This is a genomic window from Christensenellaceae bacterium 44-20 (genome assembly GCA_041223705.1).
Lineage (GTDB): Bacteria > Bacillota > Clostridia > Christensenellales > Christensenellaceae > QANA01.
Map to the genome: position 1 here is coordinate 617,297 of JBCLQU010000001.1, position 23,901 is coordinate 641,197.

General features: G+C 55.2%; 28 protein-coding genes and 1 other annotated feature. All 28 genes read right to left on the minus strand.

What is annotated here, in order from left to right:
* Positions 1-546, minus strand: coding sequence for a CDP-diacylglycerol--glycerol-3-phosphate 3-phosphatidyltransferase (gene pgsA, locus AALG83_03310; GenBank protein ID MEY8382177.1), 546 nt, complete (start codon positions 544-546; stop codon positions 1-3).
* Complete coding sequence (gene rimO, locus AALG83_03315; protein MEY8382178.1) at positions 543-1,874, minus strand: 30S ribosomal protein S12 methylthiotransferase RimO; 1,332 nt, start codon at positions 1,872-1,874, stop codon at positions 543-545. Before rimO ends, pgsA begins: the two co-directional genes overlap by 4 nt.
* On the minus strand, positions 1,871-4,453 hold the full coding sequence (locus tag AALG83_03320; protein ID MEY8382179.1) for a DNA translocase FtsK 4TM domain-containing protein: 2,583 nt from the start codon (positions 4,451-4,453) through the stop codon (positions 1,871-1,873). Before AALG83_03320 ends, rimO begins: the two co-directional genes overlap by 4 nt.
* Positions 4,454-4,590: 137 nt before the next feature.
* Positions 4,591-4,755 (minus strand): hypothetical protein, encoded by a 165-nt coding sequence (locus tag AALG83_03325; GenBank protein ID MEY8382180.1) that lies wholly within the window; start codon positions 4,753-4,755, stop codon positions 4,591-4,593.
* The gene (locus AALG83_03330; protein ID MEY8382181.1) at positions 4,752-5,024 is read right to left on the minus strand and encodes a hypothetical protein; all 273 of its coding nucleotides are present in this window, start codon (positions 5,022-5,024) and stop codon (positions 4,752-4,754) included. The genes AALG83_03325 and AALG83_03330 overlap by 4 nt, the downstream gene beginning before the upstream one ends.
* Before the next feature lie 78 nt (positions 5,025-5,102).
* Positions 5,103-7,262: a bifunctional 4-hydroxy-3-methylbut-2-enyl diphosphate reductase/30S ribosomal protein S1 gene (locus AALG83_03335; protein ID MEY8382182.1), complete on the minus strand. Its 2,160-nt coding sequence runs from the start codon at positions 7,260-7,262 to the stop codon at positions 5,103-5,105.
* Positions 7,262-7,864 (minus strand): lysophospholipid acyltransferase family protein, encoded by a 603-nt coding sequence (locus AALG83_03340; GenBank protein MEY8382183.1) that lies wholly within the window; start codon positions 7,862-7,864, stop codon positions 7,262-7,264. The genes AALG83_03335 and AALG83_03340 overlap by 1 nt, the downstream gene beginning before the upstream one ends.
* Positions 7,854-8,525, minus strand: a complete 672-nt coding sequence (gene cmk / locus AALG83_03345; protein ID MEY8382184.1) for a (d)CMP kinase — start codon at positions 8,523-8,525, stop codon at positions 7,854-7,856. Before cmk ends, AALG83_03340 begins: the two co-directional genes overlap by 11 nt.
* 23 nt (positions 8,526-8,548) lie before the next feature.
* On the minus strand, positions 8,549-9,424 hold the full coding sequence (locus tag AALG83_03350; protein MEY8382185.1) for a polyprenyl synthetase family protein: 876 nt from the start codon (positions 9,422-9,424) through the stop codon (positions 8,549-8,551).
* Positions 9,421-10,278, minus strand: a complete 858-nt coding sequence (folD, locus tag AALG83_03355) for a bifunctional methylenetetrahydrofolate dehydrogenase/methenyltetrahydrofolate cyclohydrolase FolD (protein MEY8382186.1) — start codon at positions 10,276-10,278, stop codon at positions 9,421-9,423. Before folD ends, AALG83_03350 begins: the two co-directional genes overlap by 4 nt.
* Before the next feature lies 1 nt (position 10,279).
* Complete coding sequence (locus AALG83_03360; GenBank protein ID MEY8382187.1) at positions 10,280-11,146, minus strand: O-sialoglycoprotein endopeptidase; 867 nt, start codon at positions 11,144-11,146, stop codon at positions 10,280-10,282.
* Between the two features lie 32 nt (positions 11,147-11,178).
* Positions 11,179-11,625: a transcription antitermination factor NusB gene (gene nusB / locus AALG83_03365; protein ID MEY8382188.1), complete on the minus strand. Its 447-nt coding sequence runs from the start codon at positions 11,623-11,625 to the stop codon at positions 11,179-11,181.
* Positions 11,626-11,639: 14 nt separating this feature from the next.
* Positions 11,640-11,858, minus strand: a complete 219-nt coding sequence (locus tag AALG83_03370; GenBank protein ID MEY8382189.1) for a DUF2273 domain-containing protein — start codon at positions 11,856-11,858, stop codon at positions 11,640-11,642.
* A gap of 12 nt (positions 11,859-11,870) precedes the next feature.
* Positions 11,871-12,413, minus strand: coding sequence for an alkaline shock response membrane anchor protein AmaP (gene amaP / locus AALG83_03375; protein ID MEY8382190.1), 543 nt, complete (start codon positions 12,411-12,413; stop codon positions 11,871-11,873).
* Between the two features lie 85 nt (positions 12,414-12,498).
* Positions 12,499-12,900: an Asp23/Gls24 family envelope stress response protein gene (locus tag AALG83_03380; GenBank protein MEY8382191.1), complete on the minus strand. Its 402-nt coding sequence runs from the start codon at positions 12,898-12,900 to the stop codon at positions 12,499-12,501.
* Between the two features lie 78 nt (positions 12,901-12,978).
* Entirely contained in the window at positions 12,979-13,476 is a 498-nt protein-coding gene (locus tag AALG83_03385; protein ID MEY8382192.1) for a SpoIIIAH-like family protein, read from the minus strand.
* Positions 13,477-13,493: 17 nt separating this feature from the next.
* Complete coding sequence (locus tag AALG83_03390) at positions 13,494-14,036, minus strand: hypothetical protein (protein MEY8382193.1); 543 nt, start codon at positions 14,034-14,036, stop codon at positions 13,494-13,496.
* Positions 14,037-14,056: 20 nt separating this feature from the next.
* Positions 14,057-14,338: a hypothetical protein gene (locus tag AALG83_03395; GenBank protein MEY8382194.1), complete on the minus strand. Its 282-nt coding sequence runs from the start codon at positions 14,336-14,338 to the stop codon at positions 14,057-14,059.
* 4 nt (positions 14,339-14,342) lie between these two features.
* The gene (locus AALG83_03400; protein ID MEY8382195.1) at positions 14,343-15,530 is read right to left on the minus strand and encodes a stage III sporulation protein AE; all 1,188 of its coding nucleotides are present in this window, start codon (positions 15,528-15,530) and stop codon (positions 14,343-14,345) included.
* Positions 15,531-15,540: 10 nt separating this feature from the next.
* Positions 15,541-15,924, minus strand: a complete 384-nt coding sequence (locus AALG83_03405) for a SpoIIIAC/SpoIIIAD family protein (protein ID MEY8382196.1) — start codon at positions 15,922-15,924, stop codon at positions 15,541-15,543.
* A gap of 1 nt (position 15,925) precedes the next feature.
* Positions 15,926-16,129: a stage III sporulation protein AC gene (gene spoIIIAC, locus AALG83_03410; GenBank protein ID MEY8382197.1), complete on the minus strand. Its 204-nt coding sequence runs from the start codon at positions 16,127-16,129 to the stop codon at positions 15,926-15,928.
* Between the two features lie 9 nt (positions 16,130-16,138).
* Positions 16,139-16,654, minus strand: coding sequence for a stage III sporulation protein AB (locus AALG83_03415; protein MEY8382198.1), 516 nt, complete (start codon positions 16,652-16,654; stop codon positions 16,139-16,141).
* Positions 16,655-16,663: 9 nt separating this feature from the next.
* Positions 16,664-17,566 carry a stage III sporulation protein AA gene (locus tag AALG83_03420; protein MEY8382199.1) on the minus strand — a complete coding sequence of 301 codons (903 nt, stop codon included), beginning with the start codon at positions 17,564-17,566 and terminating at the stop codon, positions 16,664-16,666.
* A gap of 165 nt (positions 17,567-17,731) precedes the next feature.
* Positions 17,732-19,165, minus strand: coding sequence for a nicotinate phosphoribosyltransferase (locus tag AALG83_03425; GenBank protein ID MEY8382200.1), 1,434 nt, complete (start codon positions 19,163-19,165; stop codon positions 17,732-17,734).
* 1 nt (position 19,166) lies between these two features.
* On the minus strand, positions 19,167-20,078 hold the full coding sequence (gene lgt / locus AALG83_03430; GenBank protein MEY8382201.1) for a prolipoprotein diacylglyceryl transferase: 912 nt from the start codon (positions 20,076-20,078) through the stop codon (positions 19,167-19,169).
* Between the two features lie 122 nt (positions 20,079-20,200).
* Positions 20,201-20,566: a hypothetical protein gene (locus tag AALG83_03435; protein MEY8382202.1), complete on the minus strand. Its 366-nt coding sequence runs from the start codon at positions 20,564-20,566 to the stop codon at positions 20,201-20,203.
* A gap of 163 nt (positions 20,567-20,729) precedes the next feature.
* Positions 20,730-22,397 carry an AMP-binding protein gene (locus tag AALG83_03440; GenBank protein MEY8382203.1) on the minus strand — a complete coding sequence of 556 codons (1,668 nt, stop codon included), beginning with the start codon at positions 22,395-22,397 and terminating at the stop codon, positions 20,730-20,732.
* A 62-nt stretch (positions 22,398-22,459) separates the two neighbouring features.
* Positions 22,460-22,701, minus strand: a binding site (T-box leader).
* Positions 22,702-22,755: 54 nt separating this feature from the next.
* Positions 22,756-23,892 carry a glycosyltransferase gene (locus tag AALG83_03445; GenBank protein MEY8382204.1) on the minus strand — a complete coding sequence of 379 codons (1,137 nt, stop codon included), beginning with the start codon at positions 23,890-23,892 and terminating at the stop codon, positions 22,756-22,758.
* Positions 23,893-23,901 lie beyond the last annotated feature (9 nt).

Sequence of the window (23,901 nt, forward strand, 5' to 3'; positions counted from 1 at the left end):
TTACCCCTTCAGTAGATTTTTGTTCTGAATGATGTATTCTGCGCAAGACCAAATGGAGAGCACAACGCTGATATAGATGAGGATTTCCCCCATCGGAATCTTCCAGAGTGAGAAGATCGGGTTTTCCAGCAGGATGACCGCGACGCCCACCATCTGGAACGTCGTCTTCCATTTCCCCACCGGCCCCGCCGCCAGAACGACGCCTTCGGAAGCGGCGATCAGTCGGAAGCCCGAGATGATGAACTCCCGCCCCAGCAGAATGATGCAGACCCAGGCAGGCAACTTTCCCCATTCCATGAGCAGAAGCAGCGCCGCCATGGCCAGAATCTTATCCGCGATGGGATCCATGAATTTTCCGATATTGGAGACCAGCTGATATTTGCGCGCGATCATGCCGTCCAGCATATCCGAGAGCGCCGCCACGATGAAAATGGCCGCAGCATAGTAGTTCCAATGGTCTATATGTAGATAATAGCATAAAATGAAGAAAGGAACTAGAACAATTCTGCCGATCGTGATGGCATTGGGTAAGTTTTTGTACTTCATTTTGCAATTCCTCCAATGAGCTCGTATTCGTTGGCATCCTCTATGTCCACAAGATAGAATTTTCCGCATTCCAAGGGCTGCTCTGCATGCACGACGATGCCGCCGTCAATTTCAGGGGATTCCGCATAAGAGCGGCCCAAGTAGAGATCTTCCTCGGGCAGATACTGCTCTATTACCACTTCCAGCTTCTGGCCGATGCGCTTTTGGTTTGCCCGCAGGGAAATGCCCTGCTGAAGCAGCATCAGCTGCTCCACTCTCTCCTGCTTGACTGCCTCTTCTATCTGATCCGGCATTTTTGCCGCAGGCGTTCCCTCTTCCCTCGAATAGGCAAAAACCCCTAGCCGATCAAACTGCAAATCCGCCACGCCCTGGCGCAAAACCTCGAACTCCTCCTGAGTTTCTCCCGGGAAGCCGGCGATGAGCGTGGTGCGCAGGATAAAAGCCGGGTCTTTTTCGCGGATCTTCCGGATGGCCTGGTAAGTGGATGCATGGGTGTTCCTGCGGTTCATGCGCTTTAGCATAGAATCCGCCAAATGCTGGATGGGAATATCCAGATAGCGGACGACGTTCTCATATTTCAGCATGGTATCCAGCAGTTCATCCGTGATGCCGTCCGGGTAGCAATAGAGCAGCCGCAGCCATTTCAGGCCGGGCAGCGGAGCCAGCGCATCGATCAGCTCGCAAATCATGCTCCTTCCCGCAAAATCCATACCGTATTTGCTTGTATCCTGTGCGACCAGAATGATCTCCTGCACGCCCCTTTTCAGCAGCATTTCCGCTTCCTGCCGGATTTCCGCGATGGGCCGGCTCTGCAAATTGCCCCGGATATAGGGAATCGCGCAGTAGGAGCACCGGTTGTTGCAGCCTTCGGCAATTTTAAGATACGCATAGTGCGCAGGCGTCGTCAAAACCCGGCCGAGATAGTCTCCCTCGGCCTTGGCGTCGTCGTATTCCTCGAAATGCTGATGCTCCAGCACTTTTTCTACTGCCTCTGCGATTTTGTCGTAGGCCGTTACGCCGAGAAACGCATCCACTTCGGGCAGCTGAGAAGAGAGCTCCTCCCGGTAGCGCCCGGCCAGGCAGCCGCAGACGATGAGCGCTTTCAGGCCGCCTCTCTTCTTATACTCCGCCATCTCTAGAATCGTATCGATAGATTCCTGCTTTGCGCTCTCGATAAAGCCGCATGTGTTGACGATGATAATATCGGCCTTTGCCGGATCGTCGGTAAACGCATATTGTTCTTTTTTCAGCGCGCCCAGCATCAGTTCACTGTCCACCCGGTTCTTGGAACAGCCCAGCGATACCATTCCAACTTTGATTTCTCTCAAAACGCTTCTCCTTCACCAAACATTCTGTGATACTCTTCCCAGCTGATGAGCACCTGCCTTGGCTTGCTGCCGTCTGCCGCAGAGACAAAACCGTTCAATTCCATTTCGTCCACCAGCCGCGCCGCCCTCGCATAGCCGACTTTCAGCCTCCGCTGCAGCATGGAGATGGAGATCTGCTCATATTCCAGCGCCAGCTGAATGGCCTTTGGAATCAGCTCATCCTCAAAACTGCCGCCTTCTGCGCCCTCTTCCTTGGCTTCGGCCGCGCTCTCCACTCCCTTGATGAACTCCTCATCATAGTTGCTCTCAACGCCCAGGCCTTTGATATAATCCAAAACGCGCTCATTTTCCTGATCCGTCACATAGCATCCCTGCAGCCGAACGGGCTTGCTGGCGCCCACCGGCATATACAGCATATCGCCGTTATAGAGCAGTTTCTCCGCGCCGCCCGCATCCAGAATCGTCCGGGAATCGATGGCGGAAGAGACCGTCAGCGCGATGCGCGAAGGGATATTGGCCTTGATGAGGCCGGTAATAACGTCCACTCTCGGCGACTGCGTCGCGATGATCAGGTGGATTCCGCTGGCGCGCCCAAGCTGGGCAATGCGGCAGATGGAATCCTCCACCTCGTGCGCGCTGGCCATCATGAGGTCTGCCAGCTCATCCACGATGATGACGCGCTTTTTCATCAGCTTCAGGCCGTTTTCCTTGCAGTATAGATTATAGCGGTCGATATCCTTGACGCCCGCATGTGCAAACAATTTATAGCGGTTGAGCATTTCCATAACAGACTGGTTGAGTGCCTGCGCCGCCTTTTTGGGATCTGTGATCACCGGGCCCATCAGATAAGGAATGCCGTTATACATCTCCATTTCCACGACTTTCGGGTCGACCATGACAATTTCCAGCTCGCTGGGCGGCGTGTGGTAGAGATAGCTCATGATGATGCCGTTGACGCACACACTCTTGCCTGCGCCGGTCGTGCCCGCAATGAGCAGATGCGGCATTTTTGCAAGATCTCCATAAACGTTTTTGCCCGAAATATCCTTGCCCACCGCAAAAGCCAGCTTGCTCTTATGGTTTCTAAATTCGTCCGTATCCAGCATTTCCCGGATGGTAACCGTGGATTTTTTATCGTTGGGCACTTCGATGCCGATGGCCGCCTTGCCCGGAATGGGCGCCTCGATGCGGATGCTGGAGGCCGCCATATTCAGCGCAATATCGTTGGAAAGGTTGACGATTTTGCTCACCTTGACGCCTGCCGCCGGCTGAAGCTCGTAGCGCGTAACCGTCGGCCCCTTGCTCGTGCCGATCACCTTGGCGTCGATCCGGAAGCTCTTGAGTGTTTTCTCCAGGATTTCCGCCTTGCCCTGGGTCTCATCTCTCCCGCTCTTCTGAGCGGCCACCGGATTGAGCAGATCAATGGGCGGCATCTGGTAGATGCCCTCCTGCCCCTGCTCTTTTTGCTCCGCCTGACCCGCATCCTCAGAGGGCGCATCCGTTTTTGGCTCTGCTCCAGAGACTGCCGGCGCAATGCTCCGGCTCATACGCTCGGAGGCTGCCGGCCGCAAAAGCTCTCCAGCCGAAAGCTCTTGGGAGAAATCCTCTTCCTCTTCCAATGGCTCCTCCCAAGCTTCCGGCTCGGAATCATCGTCTTCCTGCGTTGCGGCAAGCTCCGCAGGTTCAATGCTCTCTTCGGCTTCCTCCAGCATCTGCGGCGGCTCCTGCTCCAAAGCGCTCTTCTCTTCTATCCATTCCTCCTGCACAGGCTCTGCCTTTGCAGCCTGCTCTTTTTCAACAATATCGTCGATATATAATCTCTTTTTCTTCGCGGGCAGTTTCTGGCTCTTATATTCAAAGCTCTGTTTATAGGCGCGCTCAATGCTCCGCTGGTTTTTCTCAAGGCTGCGCCGCTCTTTTTCCAGCTTTCGGATTTCCGGCTCTTCCTCCTGCCCCTCTTCCTCCTCTGCATCGCGCCGCGCTTCCCTGCGCTCTGCCATGCGCTCAAACAGCTCTGCAAAGAACTTGCCGAAGGATACGCCGGTCAGCACGATCACGCAGACGACGATCAGCGCGCCAAACAGGATCAGCGCGCCCACTTTATCCAGCAGCAGCGCGACGGGATATGCCAAAAGCCCGCCCAAAACGCCCCCGCCTGTTACTTCCAGCGTGGAATCATAGCATTGCCCAAGGTATGGGAAATACGCAATCTGCCCAGGGCCATAGGGCCGGGCACAGCACAATTCCAAAAAGGAAAGCAGGCTTAGAAATCCTAAAATGCCAACCGCAACCTGATACCCCTTGGGCTTTTTTCCGCGCACAGCAATGGCCAGGATGCCGCCGCTGATCGTCAGGGCCGGAAGCGCAAAGCTCAGCGCGCCAAACATCCCGAACGAGAAATCGCGGAACCAGGAAATAAAGATCGCCTGCGATGCGGAATAGACTGCCACTGCCATAATCAGGCCGAAAGCAATCAGCAAAATGCCGGCAATCTCATTTGCCAGCTGGAATTTTTCCTTTTTCTTTTTCCTCGCAGGAGTCGTTTTCTTTTTTGTTGTCGTTTTTTTCTTTGTTGCCATGCGGCTTTCTCCCATAAAATATCGATTCTATTATACAGGAAAAGGCCGCGTTTTACAATCACCCCGAAAACAGAAAAGTTTTGCCATATTCCCGCGGCGGATCAGCGGCTTTTCTTCGCCTAAAAACGCAGTTTTGCTCAGTTCCAGCGCTTCCATACGACGATCTCGGCATCCGCCCCGCCATCGCCATATTCGGATACCAACAGATATGTTTCATCTGCGGCAATCCCATAGCATCTGTCGCTGCCCTTTTTATGCAGCTGGCTGCCCAGATAAATCTTATTATCGTCCCAAAATTTCACCTTCTGCCCGCTTGGCAAGGAATATTCCAGATTGATAAAAGAGCCTTTGCATATAGCTCGCTCACTTGCTGCATCTCCTCTATGCCAAGCGAACGAAACGCCGCTATCAGCTTTTCCCTGAACGCATCCAGCTCCGCCTCTCCTTTTTTGCAGCACGCCGCAACGACACACTCCGCTCCAAAGGGCCGGCCGTCTGTCTCCACGCATCCATTGCAGCTTCCGCACAGTTCACAGCGCCCGCAATCCACCCCGCAAATTGACTTCTTCATCTTCCCTCCATCATTTCCAAAATAAGCAATCGAATTTGAGATAAAAAAAGAAGCCTTCCGGCTTCTTTTTTCTTTTGCTTATTCTTCCTCTGCTTGCTTGAAGAGATCTGCCAGAGAAGTCGTCGCTTCTTCGACAGGCGGCAGCGTATAAGCTTCTTCCCGCGCTCTTCTTGCCGGCTTCGCGGATTTCTCATCCTCATCGCCCTCACTATCCTGCTTGGGCGCTTCGATCAGCGCGCGCATGGAGAGGCTGATGCGGCGTTTTTCCGCGTTGACTTCCAAAACTTTCGCTTTGACCGTCTGGCCCAGCGCCAAAACATCTTCTACTTTCTCGATGCGGCGGTTGGTTACCTGGGAAATATGGATGAGGCCATCCACCGTGGGCTCCAGCTCGACGAATGCGCCGAACGGTGCAATGCGGACGACTTTGCCCTCGATGGTATCGCCGACGTTGTATTTCTCTGGGACGAGATCCCAGGGTTTGGGCTGAAGCTGCTTGTAGCCCAGAGAGATTTTCTTCTTCTCGGGATCGACATTTAAAATCTTGACGTCGATTTCCTGGCCTTCTTTGAGCACATCCTTGGGATGCTTGATGCGCACCCAGCTGATATCCGTCACATGCAGCAGGCCATCCACGCCGCCCACATCGACAAATGCGCCGAAGTCCGTGAGGCGCTTGACGACGCCGCGCACGGCAGAGCCCTTCTCGAAGCTCTCGAAAATCGCGCGCTCATGCTCTTCCAGCTGTTTCTGAAGCGCAGCTTTGTTGGAGAGAACGAAGCGTTTCTGGCGCTTATCGATATCGATGATCTTGACGGGCAGCGTCTGCCCGACGAAGATCGTCAGATCCTCAACATATTTGAGGGAAAGCTGCGAAGCGGGGATAAACGCATCATAGCCCTCCAGCTTGGTGAGCACACCGCCCTTGATGACTTTGGAAACCGTAACGTCGTAGAATTTCTCCTCATCCAGATTCTCGATGAGCTCTTTCCACTTCAGCTGGCTCTCGATTTTTCTTCTGGAAAGGCGGACGTTGCCTTCGCCGTCGTTGAGCGTAACGATCTCGGCCTCGATCTCATCGCCGGGTTTGTATGCCTCCGTCAGGGAGACATCGCCCTCCAAAGCGAGATCCTCTTTTTTGATCAGGCCGTCGGATTTATAGCCAATATTGACACAGATTTCGTCGTCCGTGACTTGAACAACCGTTCCCTTGACAAACTGGCCTCTTCTGACTTTGACAAAAGTCTTTTCGAGCTGGGAAGCGAAATCGTTCTCATCCTCTTCTACCTGCGCCTGCTCTGCTACATTCTCCTCTGCGGCAGGCTCTGCCTGCTCTGCTGCCACATCCTGGCTTGCTACCTCCACTTCCTCGGCAGCGACAACTTCTTCAGTTGCCTGAGCTTTTTCTAGTTCACTCATCTGTGTTCTTACCTCCTCAATTATCCAATCCGGTGCAGAAGCACCGGCAACAAGGCTAATTATACCACAATTATCAAAATTTTCAAGAGCGATTTCGCCCGCAGACTCCACATAAAAGGTATTTTTACAATATTTTTGCGCAATTTCAAACAGCTTGCGCGTATTCGAGCTGTGCCTGTCTCCAATGACCACAACAGCATCCGATTTTTTTGCCAAACACTCGGTTTCCCTCTGGCGCTCCAGCGTCGTCTCGCAGATGCTGTCGAACAGCACGGCGCCTGGCGTCTTCTCTCGAACCACGGCGTAAACCTGCTCTAATAGCTCATGCGTGATCGTCGTCTGCGCGACGACCAGGGCGCTCTCAAAAGCGGGAAGCGCTCTGGCTTCCTCCGCGCTGCCTACCACGCGCGCTCTCTCGCCTGCCCAGCCCTTGATGCCGATGACTTCCGGGTGCTCGGCCTTGCCCACAATGATGACCGCGGCATAATTCTGCTGTTCCTGGCGCACTTTTTTATGGATGCGCGCCACAAACGGGCAGGTCAAATCCACCGTCATAAGGCCGCGTGCCTTGAGCTGCTCATATTGCTCCGGCGGCACACCATGCGAGCGGATGAGCACCTGCGCCCCTTCGGGCACTTCCTGCACGCTCTGCACGGATCGGATGCCCTTTTGCCGCAGGTAATCCACAAACTTTTGATTGTGAATTAAATCCCCCAGGCTGACCAGCTCTCTGCCCTCTGCCGCCAGCTCCAGCGCCTTCTGCACGGCCCGCTTGACGCCAAAGCAGAAGCCTGCATGCTTCGCCAAAATGATCTGCATTATTTTGCCACCTGCAATTTCAGCTCCACAACCTTATCCCGCAGATATTCCGAAACCGCTTTGACCGTCTCCGAGTTATAGAGCTTTGTGTCGCCAAAGTTGGTCTTTTTCAGATCGATGGGCTTGCCTACGACGAGATACGTCCTGTGGAACGGGCGGACCGGCGAAATATAGACGGGCAGGATGGGTGCATCCGAGCGCAGGGCGATCATAGCCGCGCCATGCTGGAACGGCGCAATGACGCCGTTGCCCGTGAGGTTCCGCCGTCCTTCCGGGAAAATACCCATGGTTTTGCCCTCATCCAAAACTTGCAGGGCAGTTTTGATGGCGCCCAAATCTCCCTTGCCGCGATCCACCGGGAACGCCCCCAGCCAGCGCACTAACCAGGAAACAAAGGGGTTTTTAAAGAGTTCTTTTTTGCTCATATAGTAGATCTTCTGCTTCATGATCAGGTGCATGAAGATCGGGTCTTTTCCGCTGACGTGATTGGCGATGAGGATCATTTTCCCCTGGTGCTTCAAATTCTCCTTGCCTATCAGCTTGATGCGGTAGATAAAGAAAAAAATCGGCCGAACTATCCATTTCGCAACTCTATAAATCATCCGGATACGCCTCCTTTACCTTCTGCATGACAAAGCTGACCACCTCATCAATATCCATGTTCGTCGTATCTACCAAAACAGCATCCGCCGCCTGGCGCAAGGGCGCGAATTCCCGCTCGGTATCCGTCTTATCCCGGGCCGCAATCTCCGCCTCCAGCTGCTCCAGCGGCCGCTCGGCGCCGTTTTTCCTGAGCTCCAGATAGCGGCGTTTTGCCCGCTCTTCTACGCTGGCGACCACAAAGAATTTGGCTTTGGCATCCGGCAAAACATACGTCCCGATATCCCGGCCGTCCATGACGATATCGTATTGGCGCGCCACCTCTCGCTGAATCGCGACCAGTTCCAGCCGCACTGCCGGGATGACCGCAATATCCGAAGAGCCCTTCGTTGCCTCGGGTGTGCGGAGAAAATCCGTCAGGTCCTCGCCGTTTGCCAGCACGCGCTGCTCCTGCTGCGTATAGCGGACTGTGATTTTGATGCCAGCCAGCGCCTCTTTGACCTTGGCATGATCGCTAATTTCGATCCCGCGCCGCAGCACGGCAACTGCCATCGCGCGGTACATCGCGCCTGTATCGAGATAATTGATGCCAAGCCTGCGCGCCACCTCTCTCGCAACCGTGCTCTTTCCCGCGCCGGCCGGGCCGTCAATCGCAATCTGAATCATCTGCTCCTCCTACCCTTCCTCTATTTTTTCCGAGACAGCATACTGTCTGCCAAAGCGCAAAGCATCTCTGCCTTCGAGCCGAAAACTTCCAGCGCCTTTTTCGCCTCTTCATTCTTCTCTTTTGCAATGCGCATAGACTGCTCTACACCAAACAGGGAGGCATAGGTCGTCTTGCCCTCCAGGGCATCCTTGCCCCGGCTTTTACCCAGCTCTTCCCCGGCGGTAACATCCAAAACGTCGTCTACAATCTGGAAAACCAGGCCGACATTTTCGCCGTAGCGGCGCAGCGCCTCCCGCTGCTGCTGAGCCGGGTGGCAAAGCTCCAGCCCGGAGAGCAGCGCGCCTGTGATCATATCGCCCGTTTTATGCGCATGGATATAGGAGAGCTGCTCGAAGCTGATCTCCTTGCCCTCCAGAGATACATCCTGAACCTGCCCGGCGATCATGCCCTCTACGCCTGCCGCCCGCGCCATGATAGCAATCGCCTCCAGATGCGCTGCCGCATTCTCCGGGTGCCTGAGCGCATTGTTCAGCATGACCTCATAGGCATAGTTGAGCAGCCCGTCGCCGGCCAAAATTGCCTGCGCTTCGCCAAATACTACGTGGTTCGTTGCCCGGCCGCGGCGCAGGGTATCGTTGTCCAGCGCCGGAAGATCGTCGTGAATCAGGGAATAGGTGTGAATCATCTCGATGGCGCAGGCCAAATCCAGCGCTTCAGCTCTGTCTCCGCCCAAAAGCTCGTTTGCCATCAGGTTCATGGCCGGGCGAATGCGCTTGCCGCCGGCTTCCAGGCTATAAGCCATGGAGTCGCGCAAAAGCTGGGGCGCGCCGTTTTGCATCAGCTGAGAAAGCCGCTCCTCTACCAATGCTTTCAGTTCCGCCAATTTTTCCTTCATTTGCATGCCTCCGCCTGCCGCTGTGCCGCCAAAAGCGTATTATCCAGCAGCATGGTAATCGTCATCGGGCCAACGCCGCCGGGAACCGGCGTGATAAACGCCGCCTTTTGCTCTGCCTCATCGAATTTCACATCGCCCTTGAGCTTGCCCTCGACCCGGGAAGTGCCGACGTCGATGACAACGGCGCCCTCTTTGATATATTCGCCCGTGAGAAATTCCGGCCGGCCAAGGGCCGCCACCAGAATATCCGCGCCTGCGCAAATCTCCTTCAAATTTTGGGTCTTGGAATGGCAAATGGTAACCGTCGCATTTTCATTCAGCAGCAGCATGGCCACCGGCTTGCCCACAAGGTTGCTCCGGCCGACGACCACGGCATTTTTCCCCGTCATCTGGACGCCCGTGCTGCGGATCAGCTCAATGACGCCCCGGGGCGTGCAGGAAACCAGCCCGGGCAGGCCGGATGCCAGCGCGCCCGAGTTGGCCACGGTCAGCCCGTCCACATCTTTTCTTGGATCGATGCGCTCGAGCACGGCCTTCTGGCTGAGATGCGCCGGCAACGGAAACTGCACCAGCAGCCCGTGGATATCCTCCCGGGCGTTGTATTCATCCACCAGGGCCAGCAGTTCTTCCTGCGTCGTCTCCTGGGGCAGACGCCGCACCTCGGATTTCATGCCAAGGGCGACGCACGCTTTCTCCTTATTGTTGACATATACATGCGAAGCGGGATCGTCTCCCACCAAAATCACAGCCAGACCCGGAGCATAGCCATGCTCCCCCTCAAATGCCGCAACCTTCTCTTTGAGCTGCCCGCGGATCTGTTCCGCCAATGCTTTTCCGCTTACGATAACTGCCATCTCATTTTCCTTCCGCCAAATAAATATTTCTCGCCTGCATAGCCAGCCCGCAGGCGTTGTCCGCCGCATATTTGATGCCTGCAAATTGCAGGCCCGATAGCCGCCGATTCAAAAAACTGCGCAGATATGTGCTGCTCATGACGCCGCCAAACAGCAGCACCGGCTCAATGCCCGTCTCTTCCCTGGCATTGGCGATGAGCTTTTCCAGCGTTTTTCCGATGCACTTCATCGCCGAAGCCGCGGCGTCTTCCCGGGCCATGCCCTGCTCTAAAAAGCGCTTTGCCGCCGTTTCTGCGCCTGAAAAGCTGATATTGCAGCCCCTGACATAGGAGCGAATGGCCTGGGCCTCTCCCTGCTCTGCCAGCCTCGTCAGCTCCGGGCCTGCCGGAAAACGCAGGCCAAGGGCTTGTCCCACCCGATCGACCAGCTGGCCGGCGGCAATATCCTGCGTGCCACCCAAGGGCAAAATCTCCTGGACGATGCCATCTTCTACGGCAACGCGCAGCAGATCTGTCGTCCCGCCGGAGACATGCAGCGCCAGAAACGGGTTCTGCATTTGGCGCTCCAACAGCGCCGCACCGATATGCCCATGTTGATGCGTCAGCGGATAAAAGGCCGCTCCCGCCGATTTCGCCGCGGCCTTGCCAAAGCTCTCGGAAACAGCAAAGACGGGCATATAAGAGCCTTCCACCGGCCGGGGACGCGTGCTGGCCGCAACAGCCCGAAAGCCGGAAAAACCTTCTGGAAAAATCTCCGAAAGGTTTTTGATATGCGCAAACACCATCTCCGATTGCCTTAAGCCCTTTTGCCCGTCTTTTACCAAAAGCGGCCTGCGCGCGTCGCAGAGCACGGCTCCATTTTCATCCACAATACTGACCGAGGACGTATAGCAGCTACAGTCTATTCCACAGAAATACATGGCTGAACTTCCCTCACAGGCTCATTTTCCGCAACCATCGCGCCAAGCACGCCGTTGATAAACCGCGGGGATTTCTCCATTCCATATTTTTTGGCCAGCTCGACCGCCTCGTTGATGCAGACTTTATAAGACTCCCTGCGCAGGTAATACATCTCGATCACCGCCAGGCGCAGAATGGAGATATCCACCCGGGAGAGCCGCTCGATCTTCCACGAGACGCAAAACTTCGAAATAGAGGCATCGATCTCCTCCCGGCTCTGCTCAAACGCCGCAAGCACATCGTCAATATACCCGCGGTTCTTCTCTTCCAGGCGATCGCTATGCAGCACATCGCTCATTTCCTTTATCGTATCTTCTGCCGGCTCCAGATTGATTTCTCTCTCATACAGCAAGCACATCGCAACTTCCCTTGCACGCCTTCTGCTCATGTCTTCCTCCCGGTTTACGAATTTTTGTGTTCAAAGAGAGCCTTAAACCAGGAGCAGACGACCTGGCGCACCGCCGGAAACGCCCCAATGCATCCTCCGGCAACTGAAAGCACGACCAGCAGCAAGGTCTCAAAAAAACCAATGGCCAGAAACAAGATGCCCAAAATAAGGCCGCCTGCCGCGCCGGCTACCGTGCTCCAATGCTTCTTTAGAAACTCTGAAAAACTGTTCATTGCGCCTTCCGCCTAGCTATTCTGATTCTGCTTCAGCGGCTGCATTGAGATTTCCACATGCGAAACCTCGATTCCGGAGTATTTTTCCATATACTCCTTAATTTCCGCCGTAATTTTCCGGACAGTTTCCGGAATTTCCAGATCCGGCCGCGCAGAAAGCTCCAGCTTTAGCTGCACGCATTTCTCTTCCGCCGCGCGCAAATGGATTCTATTGGTGAGAATGCCGGGAACGTCTTTCAAATAGCGGGCCGCCAGCTCCCTCAGCGCATCCAGCGTGATGCTGACGCTGCTGTCTACCCCCGCCTCCAGCACAACCGCCCGAGGCTCCGGAGTTTTGGCGCGGATGCCAAAGAACATCAGGCAGAGCGCCGTGATGAAGAGCACCAGTGCTGCCGCCGCCCAGATGTATTTATAGCCGGTATTCAAAAAACCTTCCCAAAGCGCAACCAAATCCGCCTGGGCAAAAGCGCCGAAAGACGCCAAAATGATGGCCACGCAAAGAGCCATCACAACGAGCAGAAAAATTGTAAAAATGATCCGGGTTCCTACGCCCATTTTCACAGCGCTACCTCCACAAAGCAGCAATTGCGATGCCTAAAAAAGCATCGCAAAGCTGGATTATCTTATGAATATGCAAAAATTAGTCGTTCTCTTCTTCCTCCAGAGCAGGCTTCTCCTCTTCCTTGAAGCGCACACCCTGCACCAGGATATTGATTGCGCCAACCGGCAGTCCCGTCATGGTCTCAAGGGCAGTTGCGACGCTGTTCTGGATATTCGCGCAGACTTCCGGAACCTTCACTCCGTAATCCACAATGATCTGGATTTCCGCGCTCACGATGCCCTGCTCATCCTTGCTGACCTTAATGCCCTTTGTGAAGTTCTTCCGGCCCAGCATCTCGACAATGCCGTCTTTGATGCCGCCGCTCATCCCGGCAACGCCCGAAATATCGCTGGCTGCCACTCCGACAATAATCTCTAAAACATCGTTTGCAAACGTAATCGTGCCGCTTTTTTCTTGGGTAATCAAATCTTTCTCACTCACAGAAGTTTCCCTCCCAAACTATTTTTGCATCATTATAGCACATCCTTGGCTGCAATACAACTTTTGCAGTGCAATCTTTCAGGCTTTTGGCATGATTTTGATATTTTCAGAGGCTTTATTCGTCTGCGTTCTGATGATCTCGGCGATCTGCGTAACCTCTGCTTCAGAGAGCACTTCTTTATCGACGACAACGCTGACCGAATCACCCGAAATAGCCACCACTGCGCTGACACCCATCTTGGTCTCGATGATGCCCTCGCTTAAAAGCTCGGACTCCATGTTCGCCACCATGGCCAGCTTCTGCTCCTGCGCCTTGGATTTGGTCGCCTCATCTGCTTCTGCGCTGCTCACGACCGATTCGATATAGCTCAGCTCGCTGGCGCGGCTGCTCTCGCGGTCGTTCTTGAAGCTGGCAAACACATCTACCGTCTCCCCGTCCTGAATCTCTGCGCTGACCTTTTTAGAGCCATCGTCTCCCGCTTTTTTCGCAGTGATGGCATAGTTTGCATAGCCCGCCGCGATCACCGCCAAAAACAGCCCGCATAACAACAGCGCCTTTTTGTTCTTCCCGTTCATGTTTGTTCCTCCCTTTGCTAATTCGCCATTTTTAATATTTCCACTTTATCCGCATCGACGCCGAGCAGCGTCGTTACGGCATGAAGCAAATCCATACGGACCCCGATATCCCCAGCCCCCTGGGCCACGACGATCACGCCGCGCACCTCTGGCTGATCTTCCCGGATAATCACCGCCTCGCCTCCCTGGGCAGTCGCGATCCCCTTTTTTTCCACGCGGTTTTCAGTAAACCGGTCGTCCTCCGAGCTGGAAGAGCTTTGAATATCCTCGCTCGTCGCCGGGACCAGCTCTGCCGAGGAGGCATAGTTGATGACAACATCAACCTGCCCTGCGCCATCCACTTTGGAGAGCGCCGCCCTGAGGCGTTTTTCCAGATCGTCTGCCGTCTGTTCCGCGCCGACGGCTGTTTTGTTTTGTCCCTCTATTTTATTCCCGGAAGGAGACAGCGTAGAAAAATATATGAGCAGAATCACCGCGATTATGATCAGAATGGCGAGATACTGCGTCTTTTTCTTCGCGCTCAGCTTCTTTATTTTTTCCAGATACTCTTTTGGCTTCATGCTTCTCTCCCCCGCCATCTCTAGTTATTCTTATTTTCCATTTCCCTGTGATATACATCCAAAATGATCTCTTCATAGCTGGCCGCATCCGGCGCATAGCTGCCGGCCGGCTGGGCGGCCGAAAACTCAAGATCCGGCATTTGTTCCGGCTTCCAGACCCCCAAAATGATGAATACCAATAAGATGCCCAAAATGAACTTGCAGAACCGCTTCATGCCGCCTTCCGGCAAAAGCCCGATGGCCAGTTCTCCCAGAAACAGCGCCGCAACGCCCATATAAACTCCGCGCAGTAACTGTTCCATCGCCCTACCTCACCATCATGCTCATATCCGCCGCGCCCATCAGAACGGCCAGAAAAATGAAGGCCATAGCTGTGCAGGCCAGCAGCGTTACCGTCAGAAGCTGGACAGTTTTTCCCATTGCAGAGAGCAGGTTGACGCTTCTCTTCTCGGCAAAAGGTTCGGCTGCTGCCGCCGAGAATTTGAGCAGAAACTGGTTGGCGGCCAGCGTTGCAACCGGCGCGCCAATCAGGCAGACCAGCGAAACCAGCCCCACGATCCCAACCGCATTTTTGACGATCAGACTGCACGCCATGATGGTATCCAGCGTCTCGGAGAACATGCCGCCGATGACGGGCACCATCTTATCCACGGTATATTTGGCCGTCTTAAAGGAAATGCCGTCGATAGAAGCGCCGGCGATGCCCTTGAGCGCCGTTACCCCGAGAAAGACGATAAACAGGATGCCCAGCAGCCATTTGACTACGCTCTCCACCAGCTCTGCCAGTTTTCCCAGGCGGATGGCCGTGGAAAAATTGGAGGCGATGCTGAGCACCGCATAGACCAGAATGAGCGGGAAAACCACCGTTGTGATCACCGTGAAGATACTGCCCGTCAGACCGGCCAGCACCGGGCTTAAAACGCCGGACGTCTTGCTGCCGCCCATGCCCGTGAGCAAAAGCATGAGCACCGGCGCCACCCCCTCGACGGCATTGCAGAGAAGCTGAACGGCATTGCTACAAATGCGCACGCAGTCGGACAATACGGCGACAGCCACGCCTGCAACTGTGATATACCCCGCATAGAATGCCGCCCTAGAAACCTCGCTGCCAAAGGAGGAGTTCATATTGCGCAGAAGCGACATCAGCAGCAGCATTGCCAGAATCTCCGCCGCGAACCGCCAGTTGCCCGCCAGCTCTGTAAACAGCGCCCCAAAGATGGTGTTCAGCGCCTGCTCCGCGCTGAGATCGGTTAGTCCGTTTTGCGTCAGGCTGGCAATGGCCTGCCTTAATGTCTGTCCATCAAAAGCCTCTGGCTGATAGAACTCTTCCAGCGCCTGCAAATCCAGCTCGGAGATGATCTGCTCCGTGCCCTCCTGCAAAACCTGCTCCGCATCCCTGGTCTCTTGCGCATCCTGCTCTTCCTGCGCCTTCACGCTCTTTGGAAAAGCCAGCAGCAAGACTGCGAAAACAAGCAAAATCCATCTTTTGTGCATGTCCGTTTCCTCATAATAGCTCCAGCACCATCTGGGCAAACTGCCCGATGAGCGGCAATGTTACGGCAAAGATGATCACCTTGCCGGCCAGCTCTACTTTGACGGCCAGCGCATTTTCCCCAGCGTCTTTGAGCACCTGAACGCCAAATTCGCAAAGATAGGCGATGCCGATCACTTTCAGCAGCACGAGCGTCCCCTGATAGAGCGCGCCATACTGCTCTGCGAAATTCCGAATGAAATCCACCGCCTGCGCGAGATACCCCAGAACCAGGCAGAACACGATGACGCCCGCCGCAATCGAAACCTGCATCCCAAGCTCTGGGTTCGTCTTTTTGACAGCGACAGCCAAAATGCCGCCTACAATGCCAATTCCAATGACTTTCGCGATCTCCATGTCAGTATAATCCGAAAATATTCTTCACGCTGGAAAACAACCCGCTGACCATATCCACGACCATCAGCAGGACGATCACCAGCCCCGCGATGGAAACCATCATCGCAATATCCTCCCGGCCGGACCGGACGAGGAGCTGATAGAGCACCGCGATGAGAATCCCGATAGCGGCTATTTTAAAAACCAAGTCGATGCTGACCCCCATAGTTTCCTCCTAAACGAATAAAATCGATATGACCAGCCCGGCCACAATGCACATGGTCCGCGTCAGGCGGCCCTTCTGTTCCTGCTGGGAGCGAAGCTGCTCCGCAAGCAAATCCGTCTGCCGCAGAAATACTTTGCCGGCATCCTCTATCTGCTCGGGCGCGACTGCCCCGGAAAGCCGCCCAAACAGATCTGCCAGCGCTTCCTTTTCCGCCTCTTTGCATCCGGCCAGGCTTTCCTTCTGCTCCAGCATTGCCTTTCTGCAAAGCTCTTTTCCCGCTACTCCTGGCTCTTTGCGCAGGAGATTGGCACAGCTCAGGAAAAACTGCGGGTATGCGATTTTGCCGGCCGCCAGCAGCGCATCATAGAGCGGCATTCCCTGAAAGCCCAGCGCGCTGATTAACACTTTAACGGCACTTTGCATCGCGCCGATGCTCCTTCTTCTCTCTTCCCATTCGCCGACGATGACGCTCCCAATCCCCGCGCTGGAAAAGATGATGACGGCGATAAACAGCAATTTTATCATAGTCTGCTCCTATAAAAGGAACGGGCCGGGCGAGATTCTTCTGCCTTCCTGATCGCAGACCGCCTCCACCGTCCCCCGGCCCAGCCGGCCGGATAAGAACACCACCCGCTCCACCAGCCGCGCCTCCAAAAACTGCCGGAAGAATTTGCGCGCCTTGAGCTCGGCCATATCTCGGCAGTGCGCCGTGGCAAGGATTTTGACGCCGCTGTTGGCCGCCTCGCACAGCGCATCCAGCTCTCCCTTGCCGCCAATCTCATCCGTCGCAAGTATTTCCGGGGAAAGCGCCCGAAGCGCCATCATCAGCCCCACCGTTTTGGGGCAGGAGGCCAGCACATCACTGCGGACTCCAAGATCGAAGTTGCCGCCGCCGGACAGCTCTTCTCTCTCATCAATCACGACGCACTTCTGCGGCTCATAGCCCTCGCCGTCCGATGCCTGGCGCACCAGTTCCCGCAGCAGCGTGGTCTTTCCCTGGCCGGGCGGCGAGGCGATCAGAGTGCTGCGCAGCTGCCCCCTCCCAGCCAAATAGGGCCGAAGCCCTTTTCCGATTCCCTTCATTTCCCGCGGCAGGCGCAGGCAGACCGAAGTGAAGCCGCGGATCAGCCGAATCTCCTCTCCGCTGGCCACTACCTTGCCCGCCACGCCCACGCGGATGCCGCCTTCCAGCGTAAAAAAGCCCTGGCGCAGTTCCTCCATATAGGCGTGAATCGAATGCCCGCAAAGCGCGGCCACAATCTCGCCGATCTGCTCTTTGCTGGTGCAGACGGGGATCAGCTCCTCCATCCCTCCCGCATACAGCATCATCGGGCGGCCGCTGCGCAGGCGCAGCTCCTCCGCGCCCCCGTAAAGCGAGCTTTTTTCCAGCTCAGTTCGCAGCTCTTTCGGCAAATATTCCTTTACTCTCTCCAGCATGTTTTTGCCCCTTTTCTTTTGTTTGTTATCTATATGCCGGGTATATTTATAGTATTCACCTGTTTTTCACATCCGCAGAAGAAAGCAAATTTGCAGAAAATCCGCAAGCAAAAAGCACCTTCAGATGCCTGAAGGTGCTTTGGTTTTATCCTCTGCTTTGCTGTTTTAGTGCCAGGTTGTCTGGCTGAGCAGTTCGTGCTTTAGCTCGAAGAGCTCCTGGGAGAGATCGACTTTATAGATATGCGGGCGATATGGTCTTTTATATTCATCCCAGAAGGTTTCGAGATCCTGCTTGGCATATTCCCTGCTGGCCATCATGCCGGGCGACTGGTAGACCTGCCTCCCATCCTGGAACACAGGCACCAGCAGTTCTTTGATATAGTAATTGGTAATCGTCATGCGCTTCCACGTCTCGACGGGATCGAAGATGGTCAGCGGATGCTGGGTATCGATGCTCTCATGCTCCAGCATGATGAGATCCGCGATGGATTTATGCGTGCTGCCGTCGTAGATGCGGACGACCTTTTTGAGGCCGGGGTTGGTGATCTTCCAGAAATTCTCGCTGATCTTGATGCGCGGCTGCATCTTGCCATGCCGCTCGACGGCCGCCAGCTTATAGACCCCGCCAAGAGCCGGGCAGTTTTCGCTGGTGATCAGCTTGGTTCCCACACCCCAGGTATCGATGCAGGCGCCCTGGTTGCGCAGATCCCGGATGATGGCCTCATCCAGATCACTGCTGGCGCAGATTTTCGCATCTGGGAAACCCGCCTTGTCCAGCATCTTTCTGGCCATGCGCGAGAGATAGGCCAGATCGCCGCTGTCCAGCCGGATGCCCATGGGCTCGTAGCCTTTTTCCCGCAGTTCCCGGAACACAGTAATCGCATTGGGAACGCCGCTGCCCAGCGTATCGTAGGTATCCACCAGCAGCAGGCAGCTATCGGGGAACACCTCCGCATAGGCGCGGAATGCCTGAAGCTCGCTATCGAAGCTCATGATCCAGCTATGGGCATGCGTACCCGCCGGAACGCCGCCAAACATCTGCGTCGTCAGCACGTTGGACGTGGTATTGCAGCCGCCGATGATGGCCGCGCGGGCGCCGTAAATGCCGGCATCCGGCCCCTGGGCGCGCCGCAGACCAAATTCCAGCACAGCTCCGCCCTCCGCCGCATGGCAGACTCTGCTGGCCTTTGTGGCGATCAGCGTCTGATGGTTGATGATATTGAGCATGGCCGTCTCGATGAGCTGAGCCTGCGCGATGGGCGCGCGCACCCGGATGAGCGGCTCATAGGGGAACACCACCGTCCCCTCGGGCATCGCGTAGATCTCGCCGGTAAAGCGGAAATCGCGCAGATAAGCAAAGAAATCCTCGTCGAATAGATTGAGCGTGCGCAGATAGTCGATATCCTCCGCAGAGAAATGCAGATTGTCAATATACTCCATCACCTGCTCCAGCCCCGCGAACACAGCATACTTGGATTCTCCCGCCCCTTTGCGGAAAAACACGTCGTAAACCGCCATATTCTCGTGCGTCTTTTCCCGGAAATAGCCATACATCATGGTGAGCTGGTAGAGATCCGTCATCATGGTCAAATTTCTCATGTCAGTCTTGCGCTCCTTTCTGTTCCTCATCCTGCGCCGCCTTTTCTGCCTCTTGGGGCGTTTCCTGCTCCTGCGGCGGCTCCTCCTCTTGCCCGGGCTTTTTGTATCCCAGGCTGTAAATGCCATAATATGCCTGATTCTGCGCCGGCCTGCGGTGCATATACCACAGATAGGCCGCGCCAAACACGACCAAAACCGCGCTGAGCAGCTGCGAGACGCGTATCACGCCCGGAATCATCCAAAGGCTGTCTGTCCGCAGGCCCTCGATAAAGAACCTGCCCACTCCATACAGCGCCAGATACGCCACAAACACATTGCCCTTGTGCTTTGCGCGCTTAAAATACCAGAGCAGAACAGCCAGCACCAGTAGATTCCACATGCTCTCATAGAAGAACGTCGCCTGATGCCACTCCCCCAGGCGATCGATATATACGCCATATGGGAAGAACTGCAAATCCGGGTTGGTGATCAGGTTGCCAAAGGCCTCCTGGTTGGCAAAATTGCCCCAGCGCCCGATGGCCTGCCCCAAGATGAGACCAAGGCTGCCAAGATCCAGCACATCCCCCAGCGGCACTTTTTTCCATTTGCAAAAAACGACCGCCGCGATGACACCGCCAATGACCGCGCCGTAGATCGCAAGGCCGCCATGCCAGATGGCGAAAATTTCTGCCGGGTTGTTTTTATAAGTCTCCCATTCAAACGCCACATAATAGAGCCGCGCTCCGATAATACAGATGGGCAGAGCCAGCAAAAGCAGATCCAGCACCATATCGAAATTATAGCCGCGCCTGCGGCCCATCAGACACGCGACCAAAAGCCCCGCTACAAGCCCCAGGCAGATGATCGCCGCATACCAGCGGATGCTCAGCCCGGAGATGCCGAATAAGTTTTGAACCAAATAGGGATCTTTCATCCTCTTCTCCAGCCTTCCTTATGAAATACCTTCATTATAGTTTCTGGCTCTGCGGACGTCAAGCAAGGGGCATAGAAAAAGAGGCCGCGGTTTGGGCCTCTTTTCTTGCTGCGTTCGCGCTCTTAGGTATGGGCAGAGCCGCCCTGGCCGGCGGTATCGTTGCCTGCCGTGTCGTTGCCGCCAGCGGAGGAATTGCCTCCTGCCGGGGGCTGGCTGCCCTGCTGAGCATCGGATGCATCCGGCGTGTTATTCGGCAATGCAGAGGGCTGATCGGCCCCATCCGAAGGGACGAGCTCGGGCATGACAGTCGGCATGCCGATCTGATCATCCATGTCGTTGTCATTGTTGTTGCCGTTTCCGCCCTGGCTGGGTGCCTTGGAGACAGAAGGCTCAATCGAGCCGTCGTTGCTGTCGCTGATATTTTTGCACCCTGCAAACAAAACCGCGAGCATGAGAACAGCCATTATGATCGATACAAATTTTTTCATCTTGCTTCTCCTTTTCAGAGTCGTTTATCCATACTTTTCCCAAAGGCATGAAATTTTATACTCCGCTTAGAGCCGCAGGATGCGCACTGATTTTGTTTTTTCAGGCTCCGGCGCTTTTGGGGCAAAAAGAGCCGCTTTTGGAGCGGCTCTTTTTTGTGCATTTTTATGCCGTTTCGATGCTGGCCGCTTCTCCCAGGCCCAGCTCCTGAACGGCCCACTCTCTCATTTTGAATTTCTGAATTTTTCCCGCGGCGTTCATGGGGAAACCATCCACAAAGCGCACATAGCGCGGCGCCTTGAAGCGGGAAAGGCCGTTTTTCACGAACTCGATCATCTCTTCCTCGCTGGGCTGGGGCACGCCTGGCTTTAAGATGACGCATGCCATCACTTCTTCGCCGTACTTTTCATCCGGCACGCCGATGACCTGCACATCCTGCACGCACTCATGCGTATATAAGAACTCCTCCAGCTCTCTGGGATAGATATTCTCTCCGCCGCGGATGATCATATCCTTCAGGCGGCCGGTTACTTTATAGTAGCCGCTGGCATCTCTTGTGCCGATATCGCCGGTATGCAGCCAGCCATCCGGCTCGATGGCCTGGGCTGTGGCCTCGGGCATGTTGTAATATCCCTTCATGGTGTTATACCCGCGGGACATGATCTCTCCGGGCACGCCGTCCGGGCATTCCTCGCCCGTCTCGGGATCCACGATTTTTACCTCCACATGCGGCATAGCCTTGCCGATGGTGTTGACGCGGATATCCACGGAATCGTCCGTCGTCGTCATGGTGATGGCGGGCGAAGCTTCGGTCAGGCCATAGGTGATGGTAATCTCCCGCATGCCCATCTCATCGATGGCCCGGCGCATCAGCTCGATGGGGCAGGGAGAGCCGGCCATGATGCCCGTGCGCAGGCTGGAAAGATCGTAATTCTCAAAGCCATCCACATTGAGCATGGAGATGAACATGGTGGGCACGCCGTGCACCGCCGTGCACTTCTCGGCCTGAATGACCTGCAATGCGTGGACGGGGTTGAAGTGATCGTTGAGCACGATGGTCGTCCCGTGAGTGATGCAGCTCATGACGCCCAGAACCGCGCCAAAGCAATGGAACAGCGGCACATGGATGAGCAGGCGATCCCGATCTGTGAACTTCATGCAGTCGCCGATGCCCTTGCCGTTATTGAGCAGGTTGAAATGCGTCAGCATGACGCCCTTGGGGAAGCCCGTGGTGCCCGAAGTATACTGCATATTGGCGACATCGTGGATATCCACCTGCGCCTTGGCCTGCGCCAGCTGTTCATCGCTGACCTGCTCTGCAAAGTCATCCAGCTGCTTCCAGTTCAGCATGCCGTCCGGCGTCTGCTCATCCAGGTAGATGACTCGTTTGAGCCTGGGCAGCGCCTCGCTGCAAAGCTCGCCCGGCCTGCTGCCCGCAATCTCAGGGCAGATTTCCATGATATGCTGGATATAATTGGAATCCTTCAGCCCCTGCATGGTGATGAGCGTGGAGGAATCCGACTGCCGCAGCAGATATTCCAGCTCAAAGCGCTTATACGCCGTATTGACCGTCACCAGAACCGCGCCGATTTTGGAAGCCGCCACCTGCGTGATGACCCACTGGGGATAGTTGGTCGACCAAATGGCGATATGATCGCCTCTTTTGATGCCGATGGCCAAAAAAGCTTTTGCAATTTTATCGCACTCCTCGTCAAACTGCTGGTAGCTATAGCGCACGCCGATGAGCGGCGCAACCAGGCCGTCGTTATCCGGGTGCATCTTTGCCTGGTATTCTACCATCTGCCCAATCGTCATCGTAATCATATCTTTCATATCTGTCTTTGCCATGTTTGTTCCTCCAAAGTTCGGTTAGAAATAAAAAAGCTCTCGTCTCACACAGAGACGAAAGCTATCCTTTCGCGGTACCACTCTGCTTGCAGAAATCAAAATCTGCCAGCTCTACCAGCACTATCATGCTGTCCTCATTTTTTCGGCTGAGTTCCCGTCCAAATCTACCAGTTTCAATTTGGCTGCTCCGGGGCGAGTTCATCTGCCTTTGCCTTATGCTGCCTTGCACCACCCGGCAACTCTCTAGAAAGGCGCTAGCGGGATTACTACTCCCCTTCCACACATTCTCTTATTCTATTTGTTACTATCTTATCCACCCAGTGCGGTTTTGTCAATGCCTATTTCAAATTTTTTTATTTTTCCCGGCCAGCTCCAGCGCGAAATCCCCCAGGTTTTTAGCGCTGTCGTGCTTGACGAGCCGCTCTCTGGCCACGGCCATCTCCGCCAGCCTGGTTTTATCGCGCAGCAAGCCGCGCACCACCTCCGCGCCGGTGAAAAAATCATTCGTAACGCAGGCAAGGCTGTGGTTGGCAAAATAGATCTGGTTCCAGCTCTCGACGCCGGGCAGCGGATCCATGAGCACCAACGGCTTATCCTTCGTCAGCGTCTCTGTGGTCGTCAGCCCGCCGGGCTTGGTATAGACGACGTCTGCCGCATCCATATATTCATCCAGATTGGTCGTAAACCCGAGGATCTTCATCAGGGGCTTATCCGCCGCGAATTCCTCCAGCTTGCTCTTCAGGCGCTTATTGCTGCCGCATACGACGACGATCTGCGTCTCGCCGGAGATCTGCGCCAGATCCTGCACGCTCTGCTCCAGATGACCCATGCCCATGCCGCCGGATAACACCAGCACGGTATCCCGCTGCTCCAGCCCAAGCTTCTCCCTGGCCGCCGCCTTATCCTGCCGCTTCTCAAACCTAGGGTCCACGGGAATGCCAAAAGGCAACAGCATTTTTTCGGGGATTCCCCTGGCGCTCATGATGGGAACCAGGAAATCCGCCGCCACGACAATATAGTCGAGATCGACCTTATCCCACATGCTCAGCGGAGAATAATCCGTATTGATGCCAATGCAGGGGATATTGCGGGAGAGCAGCCCTGCCTCCCGGATTTTCGAGACCAGAATGCAGGCGAGCACATGCGGACAGATGATGAAATCCGGGTTATACTCCTCGATATACCGGCAGAGCTTGCGCTTCTGCCAATCCGCAAATTTAAAGGGAAGCGATTTTTCCACGCTCTCATTTTCATCGTATCCGCGCATGATCAGCTCCAGGGCTTCCGGGTGATAGCGGGCGATAAACGTATATCCTTTATCCACTCCTTTGCCCACCGTGCGGTTGAGATAGGTATAGGTATCTAGAATGCGGCACTGGACGCCCTTCGTCTCCAGATAGGCTTTGACCGCTTTGGCAGTGGCGTTGTGCCCCTGCCCGGTTGTGATCGATAAAAACAAGGCGCGCTGCCCCTGATTCATGTTCTCCCC

What these genes read in the sequence shown, in the direction of transcription:
- nusB (MEY8382188.1), bottom strand. Translation starts at nt 11,625, where the DNA reads ATGAGCAGAAGGCGTGCAAGGGAAGTTGCGATGTGCTTGCTGTATGAG.
- amaP (MEY8382190.1), bottom strand. Translation starts at nt 12,413, where the DNA reads ATGGGCGTAGGAACCCGGATCATTTTTACAATTTTTCTGCTCGTTGTG.
- AALG83_03385 (MEY8382192.1), bottom strand. Translation starts at nt 13,476, where the DNA reads ATGAACGGGAAGAACAAAAAGGCGCTGTTGTTATGCGGGCTGTTTTTG.
- AALG83_03320 (MEY8382179.1), bottom strand. Translation starts at nt 4,453, where the DNA reads ATGGCAACAAAGAAAAAAACGACAACAAAAAAGAAAACGACTCCTGCG.
- AALG83_03370 (MEY8382189.1), bottom strand. Translation starts at nt 11,858, where the DNA reads ATGAACAGTTTTTCAGAGTTTCTAAAGAAGCATTGGAGCACGGTAGCC.
- AALG83_03350 (MEY8382185.1), bottom strand. Translation starts at nt 9,424, where the DNA reads ATGAAGGAAAAATTGGCGGAACTGAAAGCATTGGTAGAGGAGCGGCTT.
- AALG83_03400 (MEY8382195.1), bottom strand. Translation starts at nt 15,530, where the DNA reads ATGCACAAAAGATGGATTTTGCTTGTTTTCGCAGTCTTGCTGCTGGCT.
- AALG83_03420 (MEY8382199.1), bottom strand. Translation starts at nt 17,566, where the DNA reads ATGCTGGAGAGAGTAAAGGAATATTTGCCGAAAGAGCTGCGAACTGAG.
- lgt (MEY8382201.1), bottom strand. Translation starts at nt 20,078, where the DNA reads ATGAAAGATCCCTATTTGGTTCAAAACTTATTCGGCATCTCCGGGCTG.
- AALG83_03330 (MEY8382181.1), bottom strand. Translation starts at nt 5,024, where the DNA reads ATGAAGAAGTCAATTTGCGGGGTGGATTGCGGGCGCTGTGAACTGTGC.
- AALG83_03395 (MEY8382194.1), bottom strand. Translation starts at nt 14,338, where the DNA reads ATGGAACAGTTACTGCGCGGAGTTTATATGGGCGTTGCGGCGCTGTTT.
- AALG83_03405 (MEY8382196.1), bottom strand. Translation starts at nt 15,924, where the DNA reads ATGGAGATCGCGAAAGTCATTGGAATTGGCATTGTAGGCGGCATTTTG.
- AALG83_03445 (MEY8382204.1), bottom strand. Translation starts at nt 23,892, where the DNA reads ATGAATCAGGGGCAGCGCGCCTTGTTTTTATCGATCACAACCGGGCAG.
- folD (MEY8382186.1), bottom strand. Translation starts at nt 10,278, where the DNA reads ATGGCAGTTATCGTAAGCGGAAAAGCATTGGCGGAACAGATCCGCGGG.
- pgsA (MEY8382177.1), bottom strand. Translation starts at nt 546, where the DNA reads ATGAAGTACAAAAACTTACCCAATGCCATCACGATCGGCAGAATTGTT.
- AALG83_03390 (MEY8382193.1), bottom strand. Translation starts at nt 14,036, where the DNA reads ATGAAGCCAAAAGAGTATCTGGAAAAAATAAAGAAGCTGAGCGCGAAG.
- AALG83_03435 (MEY8382202.1), bottom strand. Translation starts at nt 20,566, where the DNA reads ATGAAAAAATTTGTATCGATCATAATGGCTGTTCTCATGCTCGCGGTT.
- AALG83_03340 (MEY8382183.1), bottom strand. Translation starts at nt 7,864, where the DNA reads ATGATTTATAGAGTTGCGAAATGGATAGTTCGGCCGATTTTTTTCTTT.
- AALG83_03415 (MEY8382198.1), bottom strand. Translation starts at nt 16,654, where the DNA reads ATGATAAAATTGCTGTTTATCGCCGTCATCATCTTTTCCAGCGCGGGG.
- spoIIIAC (MEY8382197.1), bottom strand. Translation starts at nt 16,129, where the DNA reads ATGGGGGTCAGCATCGACTTGGTTTTTAAAATAGCCGCTATCGGGATT.
- AALG83_03425 (MEY8382200.1), bottom strand. Translation starts at nt 19,165, where the DNA reads ATGAGAAATTTGACCATGATGACGGATCTCTACCAGCTCACCATGATG.
- AALG83_03440 (MEY8382203.1), bottom strand. Translation starts at nt 22,397, where the DNA reads ATGAAAGATATGATTACGATGACGATTGGGCAGATGGTAGAATACCAG.
- AALG83_03335 (MEY8382182.1), bottom strand. Translation starts at nt 7,262, where the DNA reads ATGCAGATCATTTTGGCGAAGCATGCAGGCTTCTGCTTTGGCGTCAAG.